At 74.6% G+C, this 17,131-nt stretch carries 14 protein-coding genes; 6 read left to right on the forward strand and 8 right to left on the reverse strand.

The features are described from left to right. Positions 1-32: 32 nt before the first annotated feature. From ACGF0J_RS29210 to ACGF0J_RS29220, 3 genes are read right to left on the reverse strand one after another with little or no spacing between them, the layout of a single operon-like run. Entirely contained in the window at positions 33-1,109 is a 1,077-nt protein-coding gene (locus tag ACGF0J_RS29210; protein ID WP_393150772.1) for an NAD(P)/FAD-dependent oxidoreductase, read from the reverse strand. After that, positions 1,061-1,591 carry an isoprenylcysteine carboxyl methyltransferase family protein gene (locus ACGF0J_RS29215; RefSeq protein ID WP_393150774.1) on the reverse strand — a complete coding sequence of 177 codons (531 nt, stop codon included), beginning with the start codon at positions 1,589-1,591 and terminating at the stop codon, positions 1,061-1,063. The genes ACGF0J_RS29210 and ACGF0J_RS29215 overlap by 49 nt, the downstream gene beginning before the upstream one ends. A 5-nt stretch (positions 1,592-1,596) precedes the next feature. After that, positions 1,597-2,667 (reverse strand): type III polyketide synthase, encoded by a 1,071-nt coding sequence (locus tag ACGF0J_RS29220; RefSeq protein WP_393150776.1) that lies wholly within the window; start codon positions 2,665-2,667, stop codon positions 1,597-1,599. A gap of 157 nt (positions 2,668-2,824) precedes the next feature. Here ACGF0J_RS29220 and ACGF0J_RS29225 point away from each other — a divergent pair, with 157 nt between their 5' ends. The 3 genes from ACGF0J_RS29225 (at position 2,825) to ACGF0J_RS29235 (ending at position 5,005) form a co-directional block, all read left to right on the forward strand. After that, positions 2,825-3,679 (forward strand): UbiA family prenyltransferase, encoded by an 855-nt coding sequence (locus tag ACGF0J_RS29225; protein WP_393150778.1) that lies wholly within the window; start codon positions 2,825-2,827, stop codon positions 3,677-3,679. Between the two features lie 100 nt (positions 3,680-3,779). Continuing rightward, the gene (locus ACGF0J_RS29230; RefSeq protein WP_393151004.1) at positions 3,780-4,352 is read left to right on the forward strand and encodes an RNA polymerase sigma factor; all 573 of its coding nucleotides are present in this window, start codon (positions 3,780-3,782) and stop codon (positions 4,350-4,352) included. Next, positions 4,349-5,005 carry a hypothetical protein gene (locus tag ACGF0J_RS29235; RefSeq protein WP_393150781.1) on the forward strand — a complete coding sequence of 219 codons (657 nt, stop codon included), beginning with the start codon at positions 4,349-4,351 and terminating at the stop codon, positions 5,003-5,005. The genes ACGF0J_RS29230 and ACGF0J_RS29235 overlap by 4 nt, the downstream gene beginning before the upstream one ends. Positions 5,006-5,092: 87 nt before the next feature. Here ACGF0J_RS29235 and ACGF0J_RS29240 read toward each other — a convergent pair whose 3' ends face one another. Beyond that, positions 5,093-6,244, reverse strand: a complete 1,152-nt coding sequence (locus tag ACGF0J_RS29240) for an NAD(P)/FAD-dependent oxidoreductase (RefSeq protein WP_393150783.1) — start codon at positions 6,242-6,244, stop codon at positions 5,093-5,095. Between the two features lie 115 nt (positions 6,245-6,359). On the opposite strand from ACGF0J_RS29240, the gene ACGF0J_RS29245 reads away from it, so the two are divergent. Further along, entirely contained in the window at positions 6,360-7,574 is a 1,215-nt protein-coding gene (locus tag ACGF0J_RS29245; protein ID WP_393150786.1) for a site-2 protease family protein, read from the forward strand. Between the two features lie 6 nt (positions 7,575-7,580). Here ACGF0J_RS29245 and ACGF0J_RS29250 read toward each other — a convergent pair whose 3' ends face one another. Then, positions 7,581-9,713 carry a SpoIIE family protein phosphatase gene (locus ACGF0J_RS29250; protein WP_393150788.1) on the reverse strand — a complete coding sequence of 711 codons (2,133 nt, stop codon included), beginning with the start codon at positions 9,711-9,713 and terminating at the stop codon, positions 7,581-7,583. 134 nt (positions 9,714-9,847) lie between these two features. On the opposite strand from ACGF0J_RS29250, the gene ACGF0J_RS29255 reads away from it, so the two are divergent. Next, positions 9,848-10,630 carry a CPBP family intramembrane glutamic endopeptidase gene (locus ACGF0J_RS29255; protein ID WP_393150790.1) on the forward strand — a complete coding sequence of 261 codons (783 nt, stop codon included), beginning with the start codon at positions 9,848-9,850 and terminating at the stop codon, positions 10,628-10,630. Positions 10,631-10,650: 20 nt separating this feature from the next. On the opposite strand, the gene ACGF0J_RS29260 is transcribed toward ACGF0J_RS29255, so the two are convergent. The 3 genes from ACGF0J_RS29260 to ACGF0J_RS29270 form a co-directional block, all read right to left on the reverse strand. Beyond that, complete coding sequence (locus tag ACGF0J_RS29260; protein WP_393150792.1) at positions 10,651-12,822, reverse strand: ATP-binding protein; 2,172 nt, start codon at positions 12,820-12,822, stop codon at positions 10,651-10,653. Continuing rightward, a complete protein-coding gene (locus tag ACGF0J_RS29265; protein WP_393150794.1) occupies positions 12,819-15,167 on the reverse strand; it encodes an ATP-binding protein in 2,349 nt (782 codons plus the stop codon). The genes ACGF0J_RS29260 and ACGF0J_RS29265 overlap by 4 nt, the downstream gene beginning before the upstream one ends. 112 nt (positions 15,168-15,279) lie before the next feature. Further along, entirely contained in the window at positions 15,280-15,747 is a 468-nt protein-coding gene (locus ACGF0J_RS29270; RefSeq protein ID WP_393150796.1) for a cupin domain-containing protein, read from the reverse strand. Between the two features lie 180 nt (positions 15,748-15,927). On the opposite strand from ACGF0J_RS29270, the gene ACGF0J_RS29275 reads away from it, so the two are divergent. Beyond that, the gene (locus ACGF0J_RS29275; RefSeq protein ID WP_393150798.1) at positions 15,928-17,124 is read left to right on the forward strand and encodes a cytochrome P450; all 1,197 of its coding nucleotides are present in this window, start codon (positions 15,928-15,930) and stop codon (positions 17,122-17,124) included. Positions 17,125-17,131: the final 7 nt, after the last annotated feature.

The raw sequence follows: 17,131 nt of genomic DNA on the forward strand, positions 1-17,131 counted from the left end.
ACGCGTAGCCGGTCAGGCGGACGCGTGGGTGGTCAGGCCAGGGTTCGGACGATGGTCGTGAAGAGTCCCGGGAGGCGCTGCGCCGCGGGCACCACCAGGCGGGCCGTGGCCGGCCGGTGCGCCGCGTGCACCAGCGCGCCGGTGAGCAGCCGGTGGGTGCGCGACAGCCGCCGCCAGGCCCGCTCGTAGTCCTGCGGCCGGTCCCGCTGCAGGCAGCCGACCAGCGCCTCGGCACACCGCACCGCGAGGGAGACGCCCTCTCCGGTGAGCGCGTCGGTGTAGCCCGCGGCGTCGCCGGCCAGCAGGACCCGGCCGGCCACCCGGGCCCGGACCCGCCGCCGCAACGGGCCCGCCCCGAGCACGGCCGTCACCCGCTCGGGCCCGTCGCACGCTCCTCGCAGGCGGGTGAGCAGCGCCGGGAAGGCGGCCAGGTGCTCGTGGTACGGGCGTCGCCGCGAGGTCAGGACGGCCACGCCGACCAGGTCGTCGGCCACCGGTGTCACGTACGCCTCCCCGCCGTCCCCCGACCAGTGGACCTCGACGAAGTCCGTCCACGGGGCCAGGCGGAAGTGGGCTCGCAGCCCGTACCGGCGCGGACCCCGGCCGGGCAGGTCGAGGCCCAGCGAGCGGCACGTCGGCGAGTGCAGGCCGTCCGCCGCGACGAGCCAGCGGGCGCGCAGCCCGGCCGCGTCCACCCCGTCGCGGTCCTGGGTGATCCCGCGCACCCGGCCGGTGACCGTCTTGACCCCCAGCTCGGCCGCGCGGCGGGCCAGCGCCGCGTGCAGCACGGTACGCCGGACGCCCAGCCCCTCGGCCTGCCCGAAGGCCGCCCGCGCCTGGTGGCGGCCGTCGAGGTAGTGGATGCCGCGCAGTCGCCGGCCCGCCGGGTGGACGCCCATCGCCGCCAGCGCCGCCACTCCGCCCGGCATGAGGCCTTCGCCGCACGCCTTGTCCATCGGTCCGGTGCGCGGCTCGACGACGACCGCCTCCATCCCGGCCAGCGCGGCGTGGATCGCCGTGGCCAGCCCGGCGGGGCCCCCGCCGGCCACCACCACGTCGATCAACGCGCGGCCCGCCCCGGCATGGTCGCGAGCGCCGCGTTCTCGCACCTGATCCGGACGACCATCATCGCCGCGTTGAGCACCGTGAACGCGAGCGCGGTGACCCAGGCCGTGTGCACCAGCGGCAACGCCACACCCTCCACGACGACCGCCACGTAGTTCGGGTGCCGCAGCCATCCGAACCGGTACGGCCCGCCGGTCACCAGCGGCAGCCCCGGCACGACGATGACCTGGGTGTTCCAGCGGGGGCCGAGCGTGGCGATGCACCACCAGCGCAGCCCCTGGGCGGCGACGACCAGGGCGAGCATCGGCCAGCCGAGGGCCGGCAGGAACGGCCGGTCGGCCAGCCACACCTCCAGGGGCGCGCCGGCGAGCAGGCCGGTGTGCAGGGCCACCATCCACGGGTAGTGGCCCCGGCCGCTGACGACGCCGCCCCGCTCCAGGCTCCAGCGGGCGTTGCGGCGGGCGATGACCAGCTCCGCGAGGCGCTCCAGCGCGACGAGGAGGATGAGCAGCAGGTACCAGGTCATCGCGGTCACCAGCGCAGCAGCACGAGCTCGGAGCAGAACCCCGGGCCCATCGCGATGAGCAGGCCGTGGGCGCCGGGTTGGGGAGGCCGGAGCGCGATGGTGTCGGCCAGCACGTTGAGCACCGACGACGACGACAGGTTGCCGTTGGCCGCCAGCGACCGCCATGTCAGGTCGAGCGCCCCGGCGGGCAGATCCAGCGTCTCGGCGACGGCCTCCAGCACCTTGGGCCCGCCCGGGTGGCACACCCACGCGGCCACGTCGCGCGTGGTCAGCCCGTGGTCGGCCAGGAACCCGTGCACGTCGCCTGCCAGGTGGCGGCGGACGACGTCGGGCACGCTCGCGTCGAGCAGCACCCCGAATCCGGTGTCGCGCACCTGCCAGCCCATGACGTGCTCGGACCCCGGGTAGAGGTGGCCGCGCGTGGCCACCACCCGCGGCCCCGGCGCCTCCCCGTCGGGCGCGCCGGGCCGGGCGCCGCCGCAGGCCACCACGGCCGCGGCGCCGTCGCCGAACAGGGCGCTGGCCACCAGGTTGGCGGGCGAGGCGTCACCGCGCTGGACCGTGAGCGAGCACAGCTCCACCGACAGCAGGACCGCCACGTGGCCCGGCCAGCCGAGGAGGTAGTCGTGCAGCCGGGCCAGCCCCGCGGCTCCCGCGACGCACCCGAGCCCGAAGACGGGCACCCGCTTGACGTCGGGCCGCAGCCCTAGCCGTCCGGCGATCCGGGCGTCCACGGACGGCGCGGCCACGCCGGTGACGGAGGTGAACATGATCAGATCCACCTCGTCCGGCGCGACCCCCGCGGCCAGCAGCGCCGCCGCGACGGTCTCCGTCCCCAGCTCGACCGCGGTGTCCACGAACGCCTCGTTGGCCGCGCCGAAGCCGTCGAGCTTGTCGTACCGCTCGATCGGCAGGGCGAGGTTGCGGAACTCGACCCGGGCGCTGTGGTGTAAACGGTCGAGCACCCTGCGGTCGGCTCCCTCCGGCAGGCACAGCCGCGCCGCCATGTCGGTCAGCTCGGCCTGCGGGTAGCGGTGCGGGGGGAACGAGGCTCGTACCGCGGCGATACGGGTCATGTGGGCTCCCCCGTCAAAGGTGCGTGCTCCGACTCTCCGGACGTTTCCCTGCCGTGCGCGCGATAAGCCCACGAGGTGTCGCGAATCCCGTCCGGCCTTGGTCAGGTGACGGCCTCGCGTCACGGCGCGGCCGCGCGGGCGGGCCTACGATCGTGGTGTGGCGGGCGGTGGGGTGAGGCTGCGGCGGGTGGCCGGTGGGCTGGCGCGGGCGTGCCATCCGGGTCCGACGGTGGCCGTCACCGTGCTGGTCACGGCGTTGGCGGTGGCGAGCGGGCGAGACCTCCTGGGCTGCGTGCTGGTGGCCGCCGCCGTGCTCACCGGGCAGTTGTCGGTGGGCTGGTGCAACGACGCCGTGGACGCGGAGCTCGACGAGGCGGCGGGGCGTGCCGGCAAGCCGATCGTGGCCGGGGCGGTGCGCGCCGGGACCGTGCGGGCGGCCGCGGTGGTCGCGCTGGTGCTGTGCGTGCCGCTGTCCCTGGCCTCGGGGCCGCTCGCCGGGCTCGTCCACCTGGTGGGGGTGGGGGCGGCCTGGGCCTACGACCTCGGCGTCAAGGCGACTGTGCTGTCGTGGGTGCCGTACGCGGTGGGGTTCGGGTCGTTGCCGGCCTTCGTGACGCTGGGCCTGCCGGGGCAGCCGTGGCCGGCCTGGTGGGCGATGCCGGCCGCCGCCCTGCTGGGCTGCGGGGCGCACCTGGCCAACGCGCTGCCGGACATCGCGGACGACGTGGCCGCGGGGGTGCTCGGCTGGCCGCAGCGGCTGGGTGCGGGCCGGGCGCGCGTGCTGGCGCCGGTCCTGCTGCTGGCCGCGTCGGCGCTGCTCGCCCTCGCGCCGTCCGGCGGGGCCTCGGTGCTCGGCCGGCTCGCGCTGGCCGCCGCCGCCGCGATCGCGGGCGCGGGGTTGCTGCTGCACGGCAGGTTCCCGAACGGCCCGTTCGCGGCGGCGATCGGGGTGGCGGCGGTGGACGTGGCCCTGCTCGTGGGCAACGGCGGCGGCCTGACCGGCTCACCCTGAGCGGACGCGCCGATCGTGATGACGAGGGGGTCAGGCGGGGCCGGGCGGGTCACTCCGTCCTGGAACCCCGTGCCGGCCGCGGACAGTTCCCTACGTGGACATGTCATATCGCGCCCGTATTCGTGACGGTGACGCCACCGCGTTCGCGCAACTCTTCGACGAGTACGCGCGCGCGGTCTACTCCCATGCCTACCGCGTGCTCGGCGACTGGGCCGCCGCCGAGGACGCGCTGTCGCTGACGTTCCTGGAGGCGTGGCGCCTCAGACGGAAGATCGACGCCGACGGCGGGTCCCTGCGCCCATGGTTACTGGGCATCGCCACCAACGTCGTGCGCAACATGCGGCGGGCCGCCCGCCGGCACCGGGACGCGATGGCACGGATGCCCAGGCCCGAGGCGGTGGCCGACTTCGCCGACGAGATCGCCGGCCGCATCGACGACGCCGAGCGGCTGGCCGCGATCAGGCAGGCGTACGGCGGGCTGCGCCGCCACGAGCAGGAGGTGGTCGCGTTGTGCGTCTGGTCGGGCCTGAGCTACGCGGAGGCGGCCGAGGCGCTCGGCGTCCCCGTCGGCACGGTGAAGTCCCGGTTGGCCAGGGCGCGCAGAAAGTTGGAACCCGCGCCGTCACCGCGACAGGTAGAGGGTGACCGAAGCCCGATGAAGGAGATCCGATGAACGAGGAGCTGGCCAGACTGCTGCCGCCCCCTGCGGAGCGCGATCTTCCTGAGGGCCGTCACCGGCAACTCAAGGAGTTCGTCATGACCGAGATCCAGCCCAGGCACCGCCGGCTGCCGCGTCCCGCGCTGCTGCTGCCCGCGGCCGGACTGGCCGCCGCGCTGGTGGTCGGCGCGCCGCTCGTCCTCGGCGGCGGCGCCCCCGCCTACGCGATCGACAGGAACCCCGACGGGACCATCACCGTCACGATCAACCAGGCGAAGAACCCCGAGGCGCTGCAGGAGGACCTGCGTGCCATGGGGGTGAACACCGTCGTCGACTACATCCCGCCCGGCAAGCGGTGCGATCCGCAACCGCGCAGCCAGAGCTGGGCGGACGAGGGGACGGTGCTGGGCAAGCTGTTCGTCCGCAAGGACACGGCTCCGCCGGAAGGTGTCGGGTTCAGCATCGACCCGGCGGCGGTGAAGGAGGGTCAGACGGCGGTGCTGGAGTTCGGTGTCCGCGAGGGGGCCGACATGACGGTCGCGGGGATGTGGAGCGGCGTCTCCAACGGGCCGGTCGCCGCGTGCACGCTGGTCGACGACCCGGACGGCGGCCTCGGCCCGTCCGGGCAGCCGACCGGCGTCCTGATGCGCGGGGAGGGCGACGGCTAGGCCCGGCGAGCCCGGCCCTGGGGAGGGCGACGGCCAGACCTTGCGGGCCCGGCCCCGGGGAGGGCGACGGCCAGACCTGGCGAGCGGCTAGGGGCGGCCGGTGAGGGAGTCGCGCAGCCAGCGGCGGGCCACCGCGACCGCGAGCGGCGGCGGCACCGTGCCGGCGCCGAGCCCCACCTCGACGAGCAGGTCGAAGACCTCCTTGCGGTGCGCGGCCGTGCCGATCGCGGCGTCGATGAACCCCGGCGACTGGGCGAGGCGGGCCAGCACGTCGGTGGTGCGCAGGTGCCGGCCGAGGGCCCGGCGGAGATCGCGACGGTAGGCGGGCAGCGGGTCGGCCGCCGCCCGCACGGCCGCCTCCCCGGCCAGCCGCCCGGACAGCAGCGCGTAGTAGATGCCCTCGCCGGTGAGCGGGTTGATGAGGCTGGCGGCGTCGCCGGCGAGCATGACCCGGCCCGCCCCGGGAGCCGGACGGCCGGTCGACAGGGGCAGGTGGTGCGCCCGCAGGTCGCGGGCCGGCCGGTCGGGCAGCAGCTCGGCGAGCCGGCCGTGCAGCACCTCGCGGCCCGGCCGGCCGGCGGCGTGCAGGCGGGGCAGGAGCATCCCGAAGCCGACGTTCGCCGTGCCGTCGCCGATGGGGAACGACCACGCGTAGGCGGGCCAGCCTTCCTTCTGCATGGCGATGAGCTGGGCGTCGTCGTCCGGCGGGACGTCGGCGTAGCCGCGTACGGCGATCGCGGTGTGCCGCGCGGTGGCGGCCGGGAGGCCGATGAGGCGGCGCACGGCCGAGTGGGCGCCGTCGGCGGCCACGACGGCGCGGGCCCGGATCGTCGCGTCCACGACGACGTCACCGCCGTCCGCCCGCAGGTCGCGGACCCGGTGGCGGCGCACCTCGACGCCGCGGGCGCGGGCAGCCGCCACCAGGCGGGCGTCGAACACCTTGCGGGGGACGACGTGGTTGGGCCTGGCCGCGGTGGCGGACACGCGCGCGCCGCTGGGCGAGACGACCGACAGGTGGGGGGTGGGCCGATAGTCGTCGAGGAGGCCGGGCAGGCCGAGCAGGGCCAGCTCGTCCCGGCCGTGGGCGGCGATGCCGTCGCCGCACGCCTTGTCGCGGGGGAAGTCGGCCTTGTCCAGCAGGAGAACCCGGGCGTCGGGCCGGAGCTGGGCCGCGCGCAGTGCCGCCGCCGCTCCCGCCGGCCCGCCGCCGATGACCACGAGATCCCAGACGCCGTCCACGTACTGACTGTGCCTCCTGGGCCGCCCGCGAAACCGGCCGGGCGGCGGGAAGGGGACGTGAGCGGGGCCCCGGCCTGGGTACAGGGACCGCACAGCCAACCAGCAGGAGGAGCAGATGGGCTCGTCGATCCGCCTGGGCCGCATCGCGGGAGTGCCGGTCGGGCTGAACATCAGCGTCCTGGTCATCGTCGCCATCCTCGTGTTCGGGCTGGCGTTCGGCCGTTTCCCCGTCGTCTTCCCGGGCTGGTCCACGCTGGTCTACCTGCTGGCCGGGCTCGTGGTGGCGGTGCTGTTCCTGCTGTCGTTGCTGGCCCACGAGCTGGCGCACGCGGTGATGGCCCAGCGCCACGGCATCGCGGTGGGGCGGATCACGCTGTGGTTGCTCGGCGGGGTGGCGGAGCTGCGCGGCGAGCCCCGCAGCCCCGGCGCGGACCTGAAGATCGCGGTGGTGGGACCGTTGACGAGCCTGGTGTGCGGCGGGGTGTTCGGCGGGCTCGCGCTGCTGGCCGCGGCGGCGGGCGGCACACCGCTGCTGGTGGGCATGCTCGCCTATCTCGCCGGGGTGAACGTGCTGCTGGCCGTGTTCAACCTGATCCCCGCCGCGCCGCTGGACGGCGGCCGGGTGCTGCGTGCGGCCCTGTGGGCCCGGTGGGGCGACCGGCCGCGCGCCGCGATCGCCGCCGCCCGCGCCGGGCGCGGCTTCGGGTACGCCCTGATCGCGGTCGGGTTCCTCCAGGTGGTGACGGGCCGGGGCTTCGAAGGGCTGTGGCTGGCCCTCATCGGCCTGTTCCTGGTGAACGCCGCCAGCGCCGAGGAGCAGCAGGCCCAGCTCGGCACCGCGCTGCACGGGCTGCGGGTGGGCGACGTCATGTCGGACCGGCTGGTCGTGGCCGACCCGGACGAGCGGGTCGCGACGCTGGTCGAGCAGGCGGTGCTGCGGCACCGGCTGTCCACGTATCCGCTGGTGGACCAGCACGGCCGGTTCGCCGGGCTGGTGACGCTCAACCGGATCAGGAACGTGCCGGCCGAGGAGCGGCCGGTGAAGCGGCTGCGCGACATCGCGTGCCCGGCCGCCGACGTGCCGTCGGCCCGGCCCGATGAGCCGCTGACCGAGCTGCTGACCCGGATGGGCGGCTGCGCCGACGGCCGGGCCGTGGTGCTCGACGCGGGCGGGCGCCTGGTCGGGCTGCTCACGCCGAGCGACATCAGCCGGATCATCCAGACGGCCGGCCTGCGCAGCGGCGACCCCTATCCCGGCCCGCGCGGCGCCGACCTGGCCGTGCCGTACGAGGAGCGGGGGCGACCGGGTGGGCACCGTGACGCCGCCTGACCCGCGTCAGGGCGGGGACTTCAGCAGCAGCAGGGCGATGTCGTCGGTGCGGTGGTCGACGCTCTCGGCCTGGTCGATGAGGAGCTGGACGAGGATGTGCAGCGGCAGGTCCGCCGCCCGGGTGAGGTGCGCGGCGAGGTCGGCGATGCCCTGGTCGAGATCGACGCCCGGCTCCTCGATGAGACCGTCGGTGTAGAGGGCGAGCACGGAGCCCGTCGGGAACGGGATCTCCCGGGTGGGGTAGTCGGCGTCGGGTTCGAGGCCGAGCAGCAGGCCGGGCGGCAGGTCCACGCTGCGGGCGACCGAGCCGGGCGTGTGCAGCAGGGGCGGCAGGTGGCCGGCGCTGGCCAGCGTGGCCCGGCGGCGTTTGAGGTCCAGGGTGACGTACAGGCAGCTCGTGAACAGCTCCGGCGCGAGGTCGATGAGCAGCAGGTTGGTGTGGGCGAGCACCTCGCCGGGGCTGGCGCCCGCGGTGGCGTGGGCGTGGATGGCGGTGCGCACCTGGCCCATGAGGGCGGCGGCGGTCATGTCGTGGCCCTGGACGTCGCCGATGACGGCGGCGACCGTGGTGTCGTCCAGGCGGATGAGGTCGTAGAAGTCGCCGCCGATGTCCATGCCGCGGGTGGCGGGCAGGTAGTGGGCGGCGACCTCCAGGTCATCGACGACGGGCAGTTCGCTGGGCAGCAGGCTGGCCTGCAGGCATTCGGCGAGCTGGTGCTTGACGTCGTAGAGGCGGGCGCGTTCGAGGGCCTGCCCGATGAGGCCGGCGAGCGAGGTGAGCGTGGCCCGCTCGTCGGGGCTGAAGATGTGCGGCCGGTCGTAGCCGAACAGGCACAGGCCGAAGGGCCGGCCGGAGGTGATGAGCGGCAGCAGGGCCCAGGCGGACATGTCGTCGTAGCGGACGGCGTCGGGGTAGTTCTGCTTGTACTCCTCCCAGTTGCCGTAGAACTCCGGGTCACCGCTGCGGAGGGCGTCGCAGGTGCCGGTGGGCGCGTCGATCGGCAGGCCGTCGTAGCGGTCGACGAAGCCGGGGCCGTAGCCGCGCTCGCCGACGACCCGCAGCCGCCCGTTCTCGGCGATGACGAGGGCGAGGGCCTGGATGTCGCAGACCGACATGACCTGGTCGGCGACGAGGTCGGTCACGTCCTGCACGGTGACCGCGCGGGTGAGGTTGGCCGCGAGGTGGACCATGTTGTACAGGGCGTCCGCCCGCAGCGTCCTGCTGTCGGCCGTGTGGCTCCGCTCCTCCCCCGCCGGCGGCGGGGCGGTGAGGTCAGGGGCGATGCGGACGCTGATCCCGGTCTGGTCGGAGTGGAACTCGAACGACAGGCGCCGCCCGGACGGGTGCCGGGCGGTGAACGACGTGGGCTGGTGGCTGAGCACGGCCTCGCGGTAGTGGTCCTCGAAGACGGGGTCGCCCATCCACGGCAGCACCTCCCAGGGGCGCATGCACAGCAGGTCCGCGGGCTCGACCTCCAGCAGGGCGGCCGCCTGGGGGGTGATGAAGGTGACCCGGCCCTCCATGTCCATGGCGCAGGCGCCCCAGGGCAGCCGGTTGAGGTAGTCGAACGCGGCCAGAGCGTCGGCGGGGTCGCCGTGGCGGGCGCGCCGTGGCGTCAGGATGCGCGGGCGGGAGCCGGGCAGCAGGGGCTCGCCGTGGTCGGCGGCCCGGCGCAGGAGGGTGCCCATCCGGCGGGTGGACCCTTCGAGGACCTCCAGTTCGTGCGGGGTCAGCTCGGCCGGGTGGGGTTCGGGCCACAGCAGCACCAGCGCGCCCCAGTCGACGCCTCCTGCGTGGACGGGCATGGCGGCCACCGAGAAGTGGTACGGCAGTGACAGCGCCACGCCCGGGAACCGGCGGGCCACGTCCTCGGGGCCGGCCAGCCACACCAGGCGCCGTTCGCGGACGGCGGCGGCCGCGGGGACCGGGTCCTCCAGCCTGATCCTGGCCCACTGGTTGGCGATGGGGGCGGGGATGCCGACGACCGCGCTCATGAGCAGCACGCGCTCGTCGGGCGGCAGCAGGTAGAGGGCGCCCATGTGCGCCTTGGTGCCGGCGACGGTCGCGGTCAGCAGCTCGTCCAGCCCCGGCGCCGGCCGCCCCGGGCCGGTGGGGGCAGTGGTGGTCTGTTCCTGCATCCTGTGCCGCCTCGCTTCCCGGCGGATCCCTCATCCCAAATGTGTCTATATAGGACAATATGCCCGACTTGTGGCGGCGGCACTATGAGCAGCGGTTTATCCGGGACGGACGGGACGGAAGTTACCCTGCGCTCATGCACACGCAGTCCCCCGCCGCCGGCCTCCCGGTGCTCGGGCCCCGCCTGATCCGCGCCGAGCTGCTCGTGGTCTTCGCCGTCTCACTCGGCGCCAGCGGCCTCGTCGCCCTCGTCCGGCTGATCGGGGCGCTCACCGCGCCGAAGGACCTCAAAGGCCAGCAGGCCGTGCTCGTCGGGTCGATGGCACCGGGACGACCGTGGTACGACCTGACCCTGCAGCTCGTCGGCATCGCCGTCCACGTGGCGCCGGTCGCCCTCGTCGCCTACCTGCTGGTCCGGTCGGCCGAGTCGATGCGCACCATCGGCGTGGACCTCCGCGAGCCGGGACGCGACCTGCGGCGCGGCGCCACGCTCGCCGCCGTGATCGGAGGGACGGGCCTCGCCTTCTACCTCCTCGTGTACGCCCTGGGGGTGAACCTCGCCGTCGTCGCAGGCAACCTGCCGGACGAGTGGTGGCGGGTGCCGGTGCTGCTCCTGGCGGCGGCCCAGAACGGGGTGCTGGAGGAGGTGCTGGTCGCCGGCTACCTGCTGCACCGGCTGGACCAGGCCGGATGGAGCCCCTGGCGGGCGGTCGCGCTGTCGGCGGTGCTGCGCGGCTCGTACCACCTCTACCAGGGGTTCGGCGGGTTCGTCGGCAACGTGGTGATGGGGGTGGTGTTCGGGCGGCTCTACCAGCGGTGGGGGCGGGCGATGCCGCTCGTGGTGGCGCACACGCTCATCGACGCCGTCGCCTTCGTCGGCTACGCCGCCCTGCGCGGCCGGGTGAGCTGGCTGCCCTGAGGCCTGGGGCGTCCGCCCCGTCACGCGCTGACCGCCTGGAGCAACCTGTTGGCCGCCCGTTGCCTGGCGCCCTCCAGGAAGGCCGACCTGAAGGCCCGCTCTCCCAGAGCCCGGCGCGCCTGATCCTCGCAGCGTCCGTGCCACACCGCGTGGTACCACAGCCGCTGCGGCGAGGCCTCGACCGCCTGCCACATGGCGTGCGCCGCCCCCAGCAGCAACGCGGCCCGGCGGTGATCGTCACGGGCGCCCGCGGTCCAGGCCAGCACCTCCAGGCACTGCGTGAGGCACCACCGGTCGTTGACCTCCTCGGTGAACTCGGCGGCGGCGCTCACCAGCGCCTCGGCCCGGACCGGGTCGCCCTGGTTCCAGGCCGCCAGGCCGAGGGAGAGCTGGGCGTACCCGCGGCAGACCACCGCGTGGTGCGTCTCGCACAGCTCCAGCAGCTCCTCGCCGAGCGCGGCGGACCGGTCGGGGTCCAGGACGGAGCCGTACGCGGCCAGGTAGTAGAGGGCGAAGACGACCCCGGAGACGTCGCCGATGGCGCGGTGCCGGACCAGCGCCTCCTCCAGCAGCGCCATGCCGCGCTCGGGCTCGCCGGTCGCGTACGCGAGGATGCCCGAGGTGCGGATGGCGTACGGCATGACCTCCTCGTTGCCCGGCAGGCGCGCGATGACCTGGCACTCCTCCATCCTGGGCGCGGCGGCGGCCGGGTCGCCCTGGCGCAGGGCGAGCATGGCGTCCACCCACAGCGCGGTGGCGCGGGCGCCCGTCGGGTCGGGCACCCGGTCCAGGCAGCGCCCGATCCAGTAGCGGCCCTCGGTGAAGGTGCCCGCGATCAGCCAGTAGCCCCACAGCGCCGTCGCCGTCTCCAGGCCGTTGGGCGTCAGCTCGGGGTCGTCCAGGCTCAGGTCGAGCGCGGCCCGCACGTTGGGCAGCTCGCGTTGCAGGATCCGGTAGCGTTCGACCTGGTCCGGGACCACGAGGTCGACCCGGTTGCGCTCGGTGAGCTCGCGGTAGTGGCCGACGCAGCGGCGCCGCAGCGCCCGCTCCTCGGCCGGCTCCAGCCGTTCGGCCCCGTACGCGCGGATGCTCTCCAGCATCCGATACCTGAACCCGCCCGGCCGACGCTCGCCCGCCATGATCGACTTGTCCACCAGCCCCGACAGCAGGTCGAACACCTCGCCCGCGTCGATCCCGTCGCCAGCGCACACCTCCTCGGCCGTCTCCAGCTCGGCTCCGCCGGGGAACATCGACAGCCGCGCCCACAGCCGCTGCTCGCCCGGCGAGCAGAGCCGGAAGCTCCAGTCCATGGTCTCGCGCAGCGTGCGGTGCCGCGGCAGCGTGACGGTGCCGCCGCCGTCCGCGCTCACGTCCAGGCACGCGTCCAGGTCGCTCAGCAGCCGTTCCGGCGGCAGCGTGCGCAGCCGGGCTGCGGCCAGTTCGATCGCGAGAGGGATGCCCTCCAGGCGCTGGGCGAGCCTGGCCACGCACGCCGCGTTCCCCGCGTCCAGGGTGAAGCCGGGCCGCGCCATGGCGGCGCGGTCCACGAACAGCCGCACCGAGTCGTGCCGGGCGATGTCGCGGGGCGGGTGCGCGGGGTCCGGCACCGACAGCGACGGCACGGCCAGCACCTGCTCGCCGTACACGCCGAGCGTCTGCCTGCTGGTCGCGAGCACCCGCAGGTACGGAGCGCGGCGCAGGAGGCGGTCCACGAGCTGGGCGCAGTCGTCGAGGAGGTGTTCGCAGTTGTCGAGCACGAGCAGCATCCGCTTGTCGGACAGGTACTCCATGAGCAGGGTCGCCGAGTCGCGGCGCTCGTCGCACAGCCCGAGGGCGGCGGCGACGGCCGGTCCGAGCAGGTCTCCGGACTCCAGCGTGGCCAGCTCGACCACCTCGACGCCGTCCTTGTAGCCGCCGACCGACTCGGCCAGCCGCAACGCCAGGCGCGTCTTGCCGACGCCGCCGGTGCCGGTCAGGGTCAGCAGCCTGGCCTGCGACAGCATCTTCCTGGCCGTGGCCAGCTCGTGCCTGCGGCCGACGAAGCTCGACGGCTCCCTGACGTGCTCACAGTCGCGGCCCTGCTCCCGGCTCGGCTCGCGGCCGTGCTCCCGGCCCTGCTCGTGGCCGTCCTCGCGGCCCTGCTCGCGGCCGTGGTCCACCGCGGAGAGGGGGCGCTTCCCGGTGGCGCTCATGGCGAGGTCCCGGGGACCCGGCCGTTCTCGGACCGCCCCTGCCGGCTGACCCAGGCGGCGATCTGGACCCTGGAGGTGAAGCCCAGCTTGCTGAGGATGTGCTCGACGTGCCCCTCCGCGGTGCGCTGCGCGATCACCAGCGTGGCCGCGATCGCCTTGTTGCTCATGCCCTGGGCGACGAGCCCGGCGATCTCCATCTCGCGGGGGGTCAGCGGCGACGCCTCGTGCCCGGGCTCCGGGGCGGGCAGGCCGGGGCGCATCGCGTACTCCAGCGCCTCGCCGGCGGTGAGCCCCGCGCCCTTGCGGACAGCGGCGTCGAACTTCCGGGCGCCGAGGGCCTCCCGCGCGGTCAGCTCGCAGGCGTCGTGGTACTCGGCCAGGTAGCCGAACAGGGGGCCGCCGTAGGAGCGCCAGATCTCCCGCAGGGCCCCGAGCAGCAACGCGGCGCGCTCGGTCTCCCGGGCGCCCGCGCCGCAGCCCATCCACGCCAGCGCCTCGATGCACAGCGCGACGCCCAGGCCGTCGTCGAAGGGCTCCTTGAGCCGGACGGCCTCGCGTTCCATCTCGATCGCCCGCCGCGTGTCGCCGCGCCGCCACACCTCGATCCCGTACGCCCACAGCGTGTACGACCGGAACCAGTGCTCGCGGCGCGGCCCGCAGATCGCCAGGCACTCCTCGAAACGCGCGCCGGCCTCCTCGGACGAGCCGAGCAGCGAGTGGGTGGTGGCCAGGTAGATCAGCGCGTTGGCGGTCCCCATCGGGTCGTCGGCGCGGCGGCAGTGCTCCAGCGCCTCGCCCAGCAGGGTCCGTGCCGCTTCGAGATCCCGTCGCAGCAGCGCCCCGAGGCCGGCGACGTACGCGGTGGCCCCGGTGAGGGCGGGGTCGCGCAGCCGCTCCCCCAGCTCGCGGCACTGCGGGATGAGGGACTCGGCCACCGCGAAGTCGCTCTGCAGGACCGCGAGCCGGGCCGTGAGGCACTGTGCCCAGGCGCGGGCCGACGTCGGCCGCGGGTCGATGGCGAGCAGGCGGCCCAGCCAGCTCCGCGCCTCCTGCGGGAAGTCGGCGGCGATCCAGTAGTAGCGCAACGCCGTGGCCATGGTCAGGCCCGTCTCGGACTCGCCCGGCGTGGTGGCGCAGAAGTCGAGCGCGGTGCGCAGGTTGTCGTGTTCGGTGCGCAGCCGGGTGTACCAGCTCACCTGGTCCGGGCCGAACCACTGCCGGTGGGCGTCGATCACCAGCTCGTGGAACCAGTCGCGGTGCCGGCGCCGCAGCGCCTCCTCCTGACCGGACTCGCGCAGCCGGTCCCGCCCGTACTGGCGGATCGTCTCCAGCAGCCGGTAGCGCACGTTCGGCTGGTGCTCCTCGCGGATGAGGATCGACTTGTCCACCAGGCCGATGACGAGGTCGACGACCTCCTCGGCGGCGATGCCGTCGCCGGAGCACACCTTCTCGGCGGCCTCCAGGTCGAGGCTGCCGGCGAACACCGACAGGCGGCCCCAGAGGAGCTGCTCCTGTTCGGTGCAGAGGGTGTGGCTCCAGTCGATGAGGGCCCGCAGGGTCCGCTGCCGGGGCAGCAGCGCCCGCGACCCGGCGGTGAGCAGCCCGAACCGGTCCTCCAGCCGGAGGAGCAACTGTTCGACGGAGAGGGCGCGCAACCGGACCGCGGCCAGTTCGATGGCCAGCGGGATGCCGTCCAGGCTGGCACAGATCCGGGCGACGGCGTCGCGGTTGTCCTCGGTCACCTCGAATCCGGGCACGACGGCCGCGGCCCGCTCGGCGAACAGGCGCACCGCGTCGGACCGTTCCAGTGCCTCCGCCGACAGGCGGGAGCCGTCGCGCTCGGGCAGCGGGAGGGCGGGCACCACCATCGTCTGCTCTCCGGTGGCGCCGAGGGCCTGCCGGCTCGTCGCCAGGATGCGCAGGCCGGCCCCGGCGCGTACGAGCGTCTCGGCGAGGACCGCGCAGTCGTGCAGCAGATGCTCGCAGTTGTCGAGCACGAGCAGCATCCGCTTGTCGCGGATCCGCTCGGCGAGGACGTCCAGCGCGGGCCGGGTGCTGAAGTCGACGATCTGCAGCACCTCGCTCACCGTGCGGACCAGCAGGTCAGGGCCTTCGAGGGTGGCCAGCTCGACGAGGGCGACGCCGTCGGGGAACGCCCGCCGCACGTCGGCCGCGACCCGCAGGGCGAGCCGCGTCTTGCCCACGCCGCCCACGCCGACGAGGGTCACCAGCCGGGAGCCGGACAGCAGCCGCTTGACGTCGGCGATCTCCTGTCGCCGGCCGACGAAGCTGGTCAGCTCGGCCGGCAGCCCCACACTCCCCGTTCCGGTCGGTACCACTTTCATGTGCGCTCCACCCGCCCCCCGCACAGGACGGTAGTGACAATCACGACTGAAGGCCACAAAACTCACATTACGCCAGCCCATTCCGGGTGGGCGCGGACCCGCGACGGCGCGGTCAGTCGGGCAGCCGCATCTCCAGCCCGTACCTGTGCCCGATGCTCGTCACCCACCGCAGGCCGGGCAGCGGATGGTCGCCCGGCGGCACCTCGCGGACCGGCGCCACCTCGCCGATCTCGGCGAAGAACCGCTCCATCCCGCCGGGCGTGTAGATCACCAGCAGCCGGGCGTCGGTCAGCGGCTCGAAGTTCTCCCACATCCGCTCGGGAGCGTGGAAGAACGATCCGGGCCCGCCGTCGATCTTCTCGCCCTCGACGTGGAAGCGGACCCTGCCCTCCAGGACGTAGATCGTCTCCGTGCCCGGATGGGTGTGGGGCGGCGGGCCCATCCCGGCCGGGATGGTCATCTCCACGACGGTCATCACGCCGCCCGTCTCCTCGCTCGCGGCCTTGACCTCGTAGAGGCCGCCGAGCACCCAGTACGCCCTGCCCTCCCCCGGGTTGCGCGCCAGCGCCTGCTCCGCCATCGCGGCCCCCTCCCGTTCTCACCAGCCGACCAGCCGGGAAATCCCCGGTCAAGCAGGCCCCGGTCAAGACAGTCCCAGTGCCGGGTAAGGCCGCGGGCCCAAGATCCCTTGCCTGATCGCCGTCCCTTGTTAGGGTTCGAGGCGGAGCACCTCCCGCCGGCGACGCACCCAGGGGGCCGCATGAGCGAGACCGTGACACTGCCGCTGCACATGCGCCGGGCGGGCTTCGACCCGGCCCCCGACCTGGGCAGGCTGCGCGAGGAGGAGGGCGTCCGGCGCGTCATGACGCCGCTCGGCCAGCAGGCCTGGCTCGTCACCCGCCACGCCGACGTGCGCATGGTGCTGGGCGACGCCGAGCGGTTCCCCCTCGCCAGGCAGGGACTGGCCAGGCTGCCGGGGGCTCCCGAGTTCACCGAGGAACAGCTCACCCGGCTCCAGGCGGGCAACCTGCTCGCCCACGATCCGCCCGAGCACACCCGGCTGCGCAAGCTGCTGGCGGGAGAGTTCACCCTCCGCCGGATGCGCCGGCTGGAGCCACGGATCACGCGCATCGTGGCCGAACACCTCGACGCCCTGGAGCGCGCCGGGTCACCGGCCGACCTCGTGCCGGCGTTCGCCCTGCCGATCCCGTCCCTGGTGATCTGCGAGCTGCTGGGCGTGCCGTACGCCGACCGCGCCGGCTTCCAGCACCGGACGAGCCGCATGCTCGACATGTCGGTGCCACCGCAGGAGCGGGTGGCGCTGCAACTGGAGTCGCGCGCCTACATGGCCGACCTGGTCGGCCGCGTGCGCGCCGAGCCGGGCGAGGAACTGCTCGGCATGCTGGTGCGCGAGCACGGCGACGACCTGACCGACGACGAGCTCGTCGGCATCGGCAACCTGCTACTCGTGGCCGGCCACGAGACCACCTCCAACATGCTCGGCCTCGGCGCCCTCGCCCTGCTGCGGCACCCGGAGCAGCTCGACCTGCTGCGCGCGGAGCCCGAGCGGATCGACGCCGCCGTGGAGGAGCTGCTGCGCTGGCTCAGCATCATCCACTCGGGCACGCTGAAGGTCGCCGCGGCCGAGGTGGAGCTCGCCGGGCACACCATCCGGCCCGGCGAGCTGGTCATGTGCTCGCTGCCCGCCGCCAACCGCGACCCCGCCTTCCTGCCCGAACCGCATGCGTTCGACATCGCCCGGGGCGCGCCCGGCCACCTGGCCTTCGGCCACGGCGTCCACCACTGCCTGGGCGCGCCGCTGGCCCGGATGGAGATGCGGATCGCCTTCCCCGCCCTGCTCGAAAGGTTCCCCGCGCTGCGCGCCGCCGAGCCCGAGGGGCGCTTCCGCGCCTTCCACCTCGTGTACGGGCTCGCGTCCCTGCCGGTCGAGTGGTGACCCGCGC

The organism is Nonomuraea sp. NPDC047897 (genome assembly GCF_043204415.1).
Lineage (GTDB): Bacteria > Actinomycetota > Actinomycetes > Streptosporangiales > Streptosporangiaceae > Nonomuraea.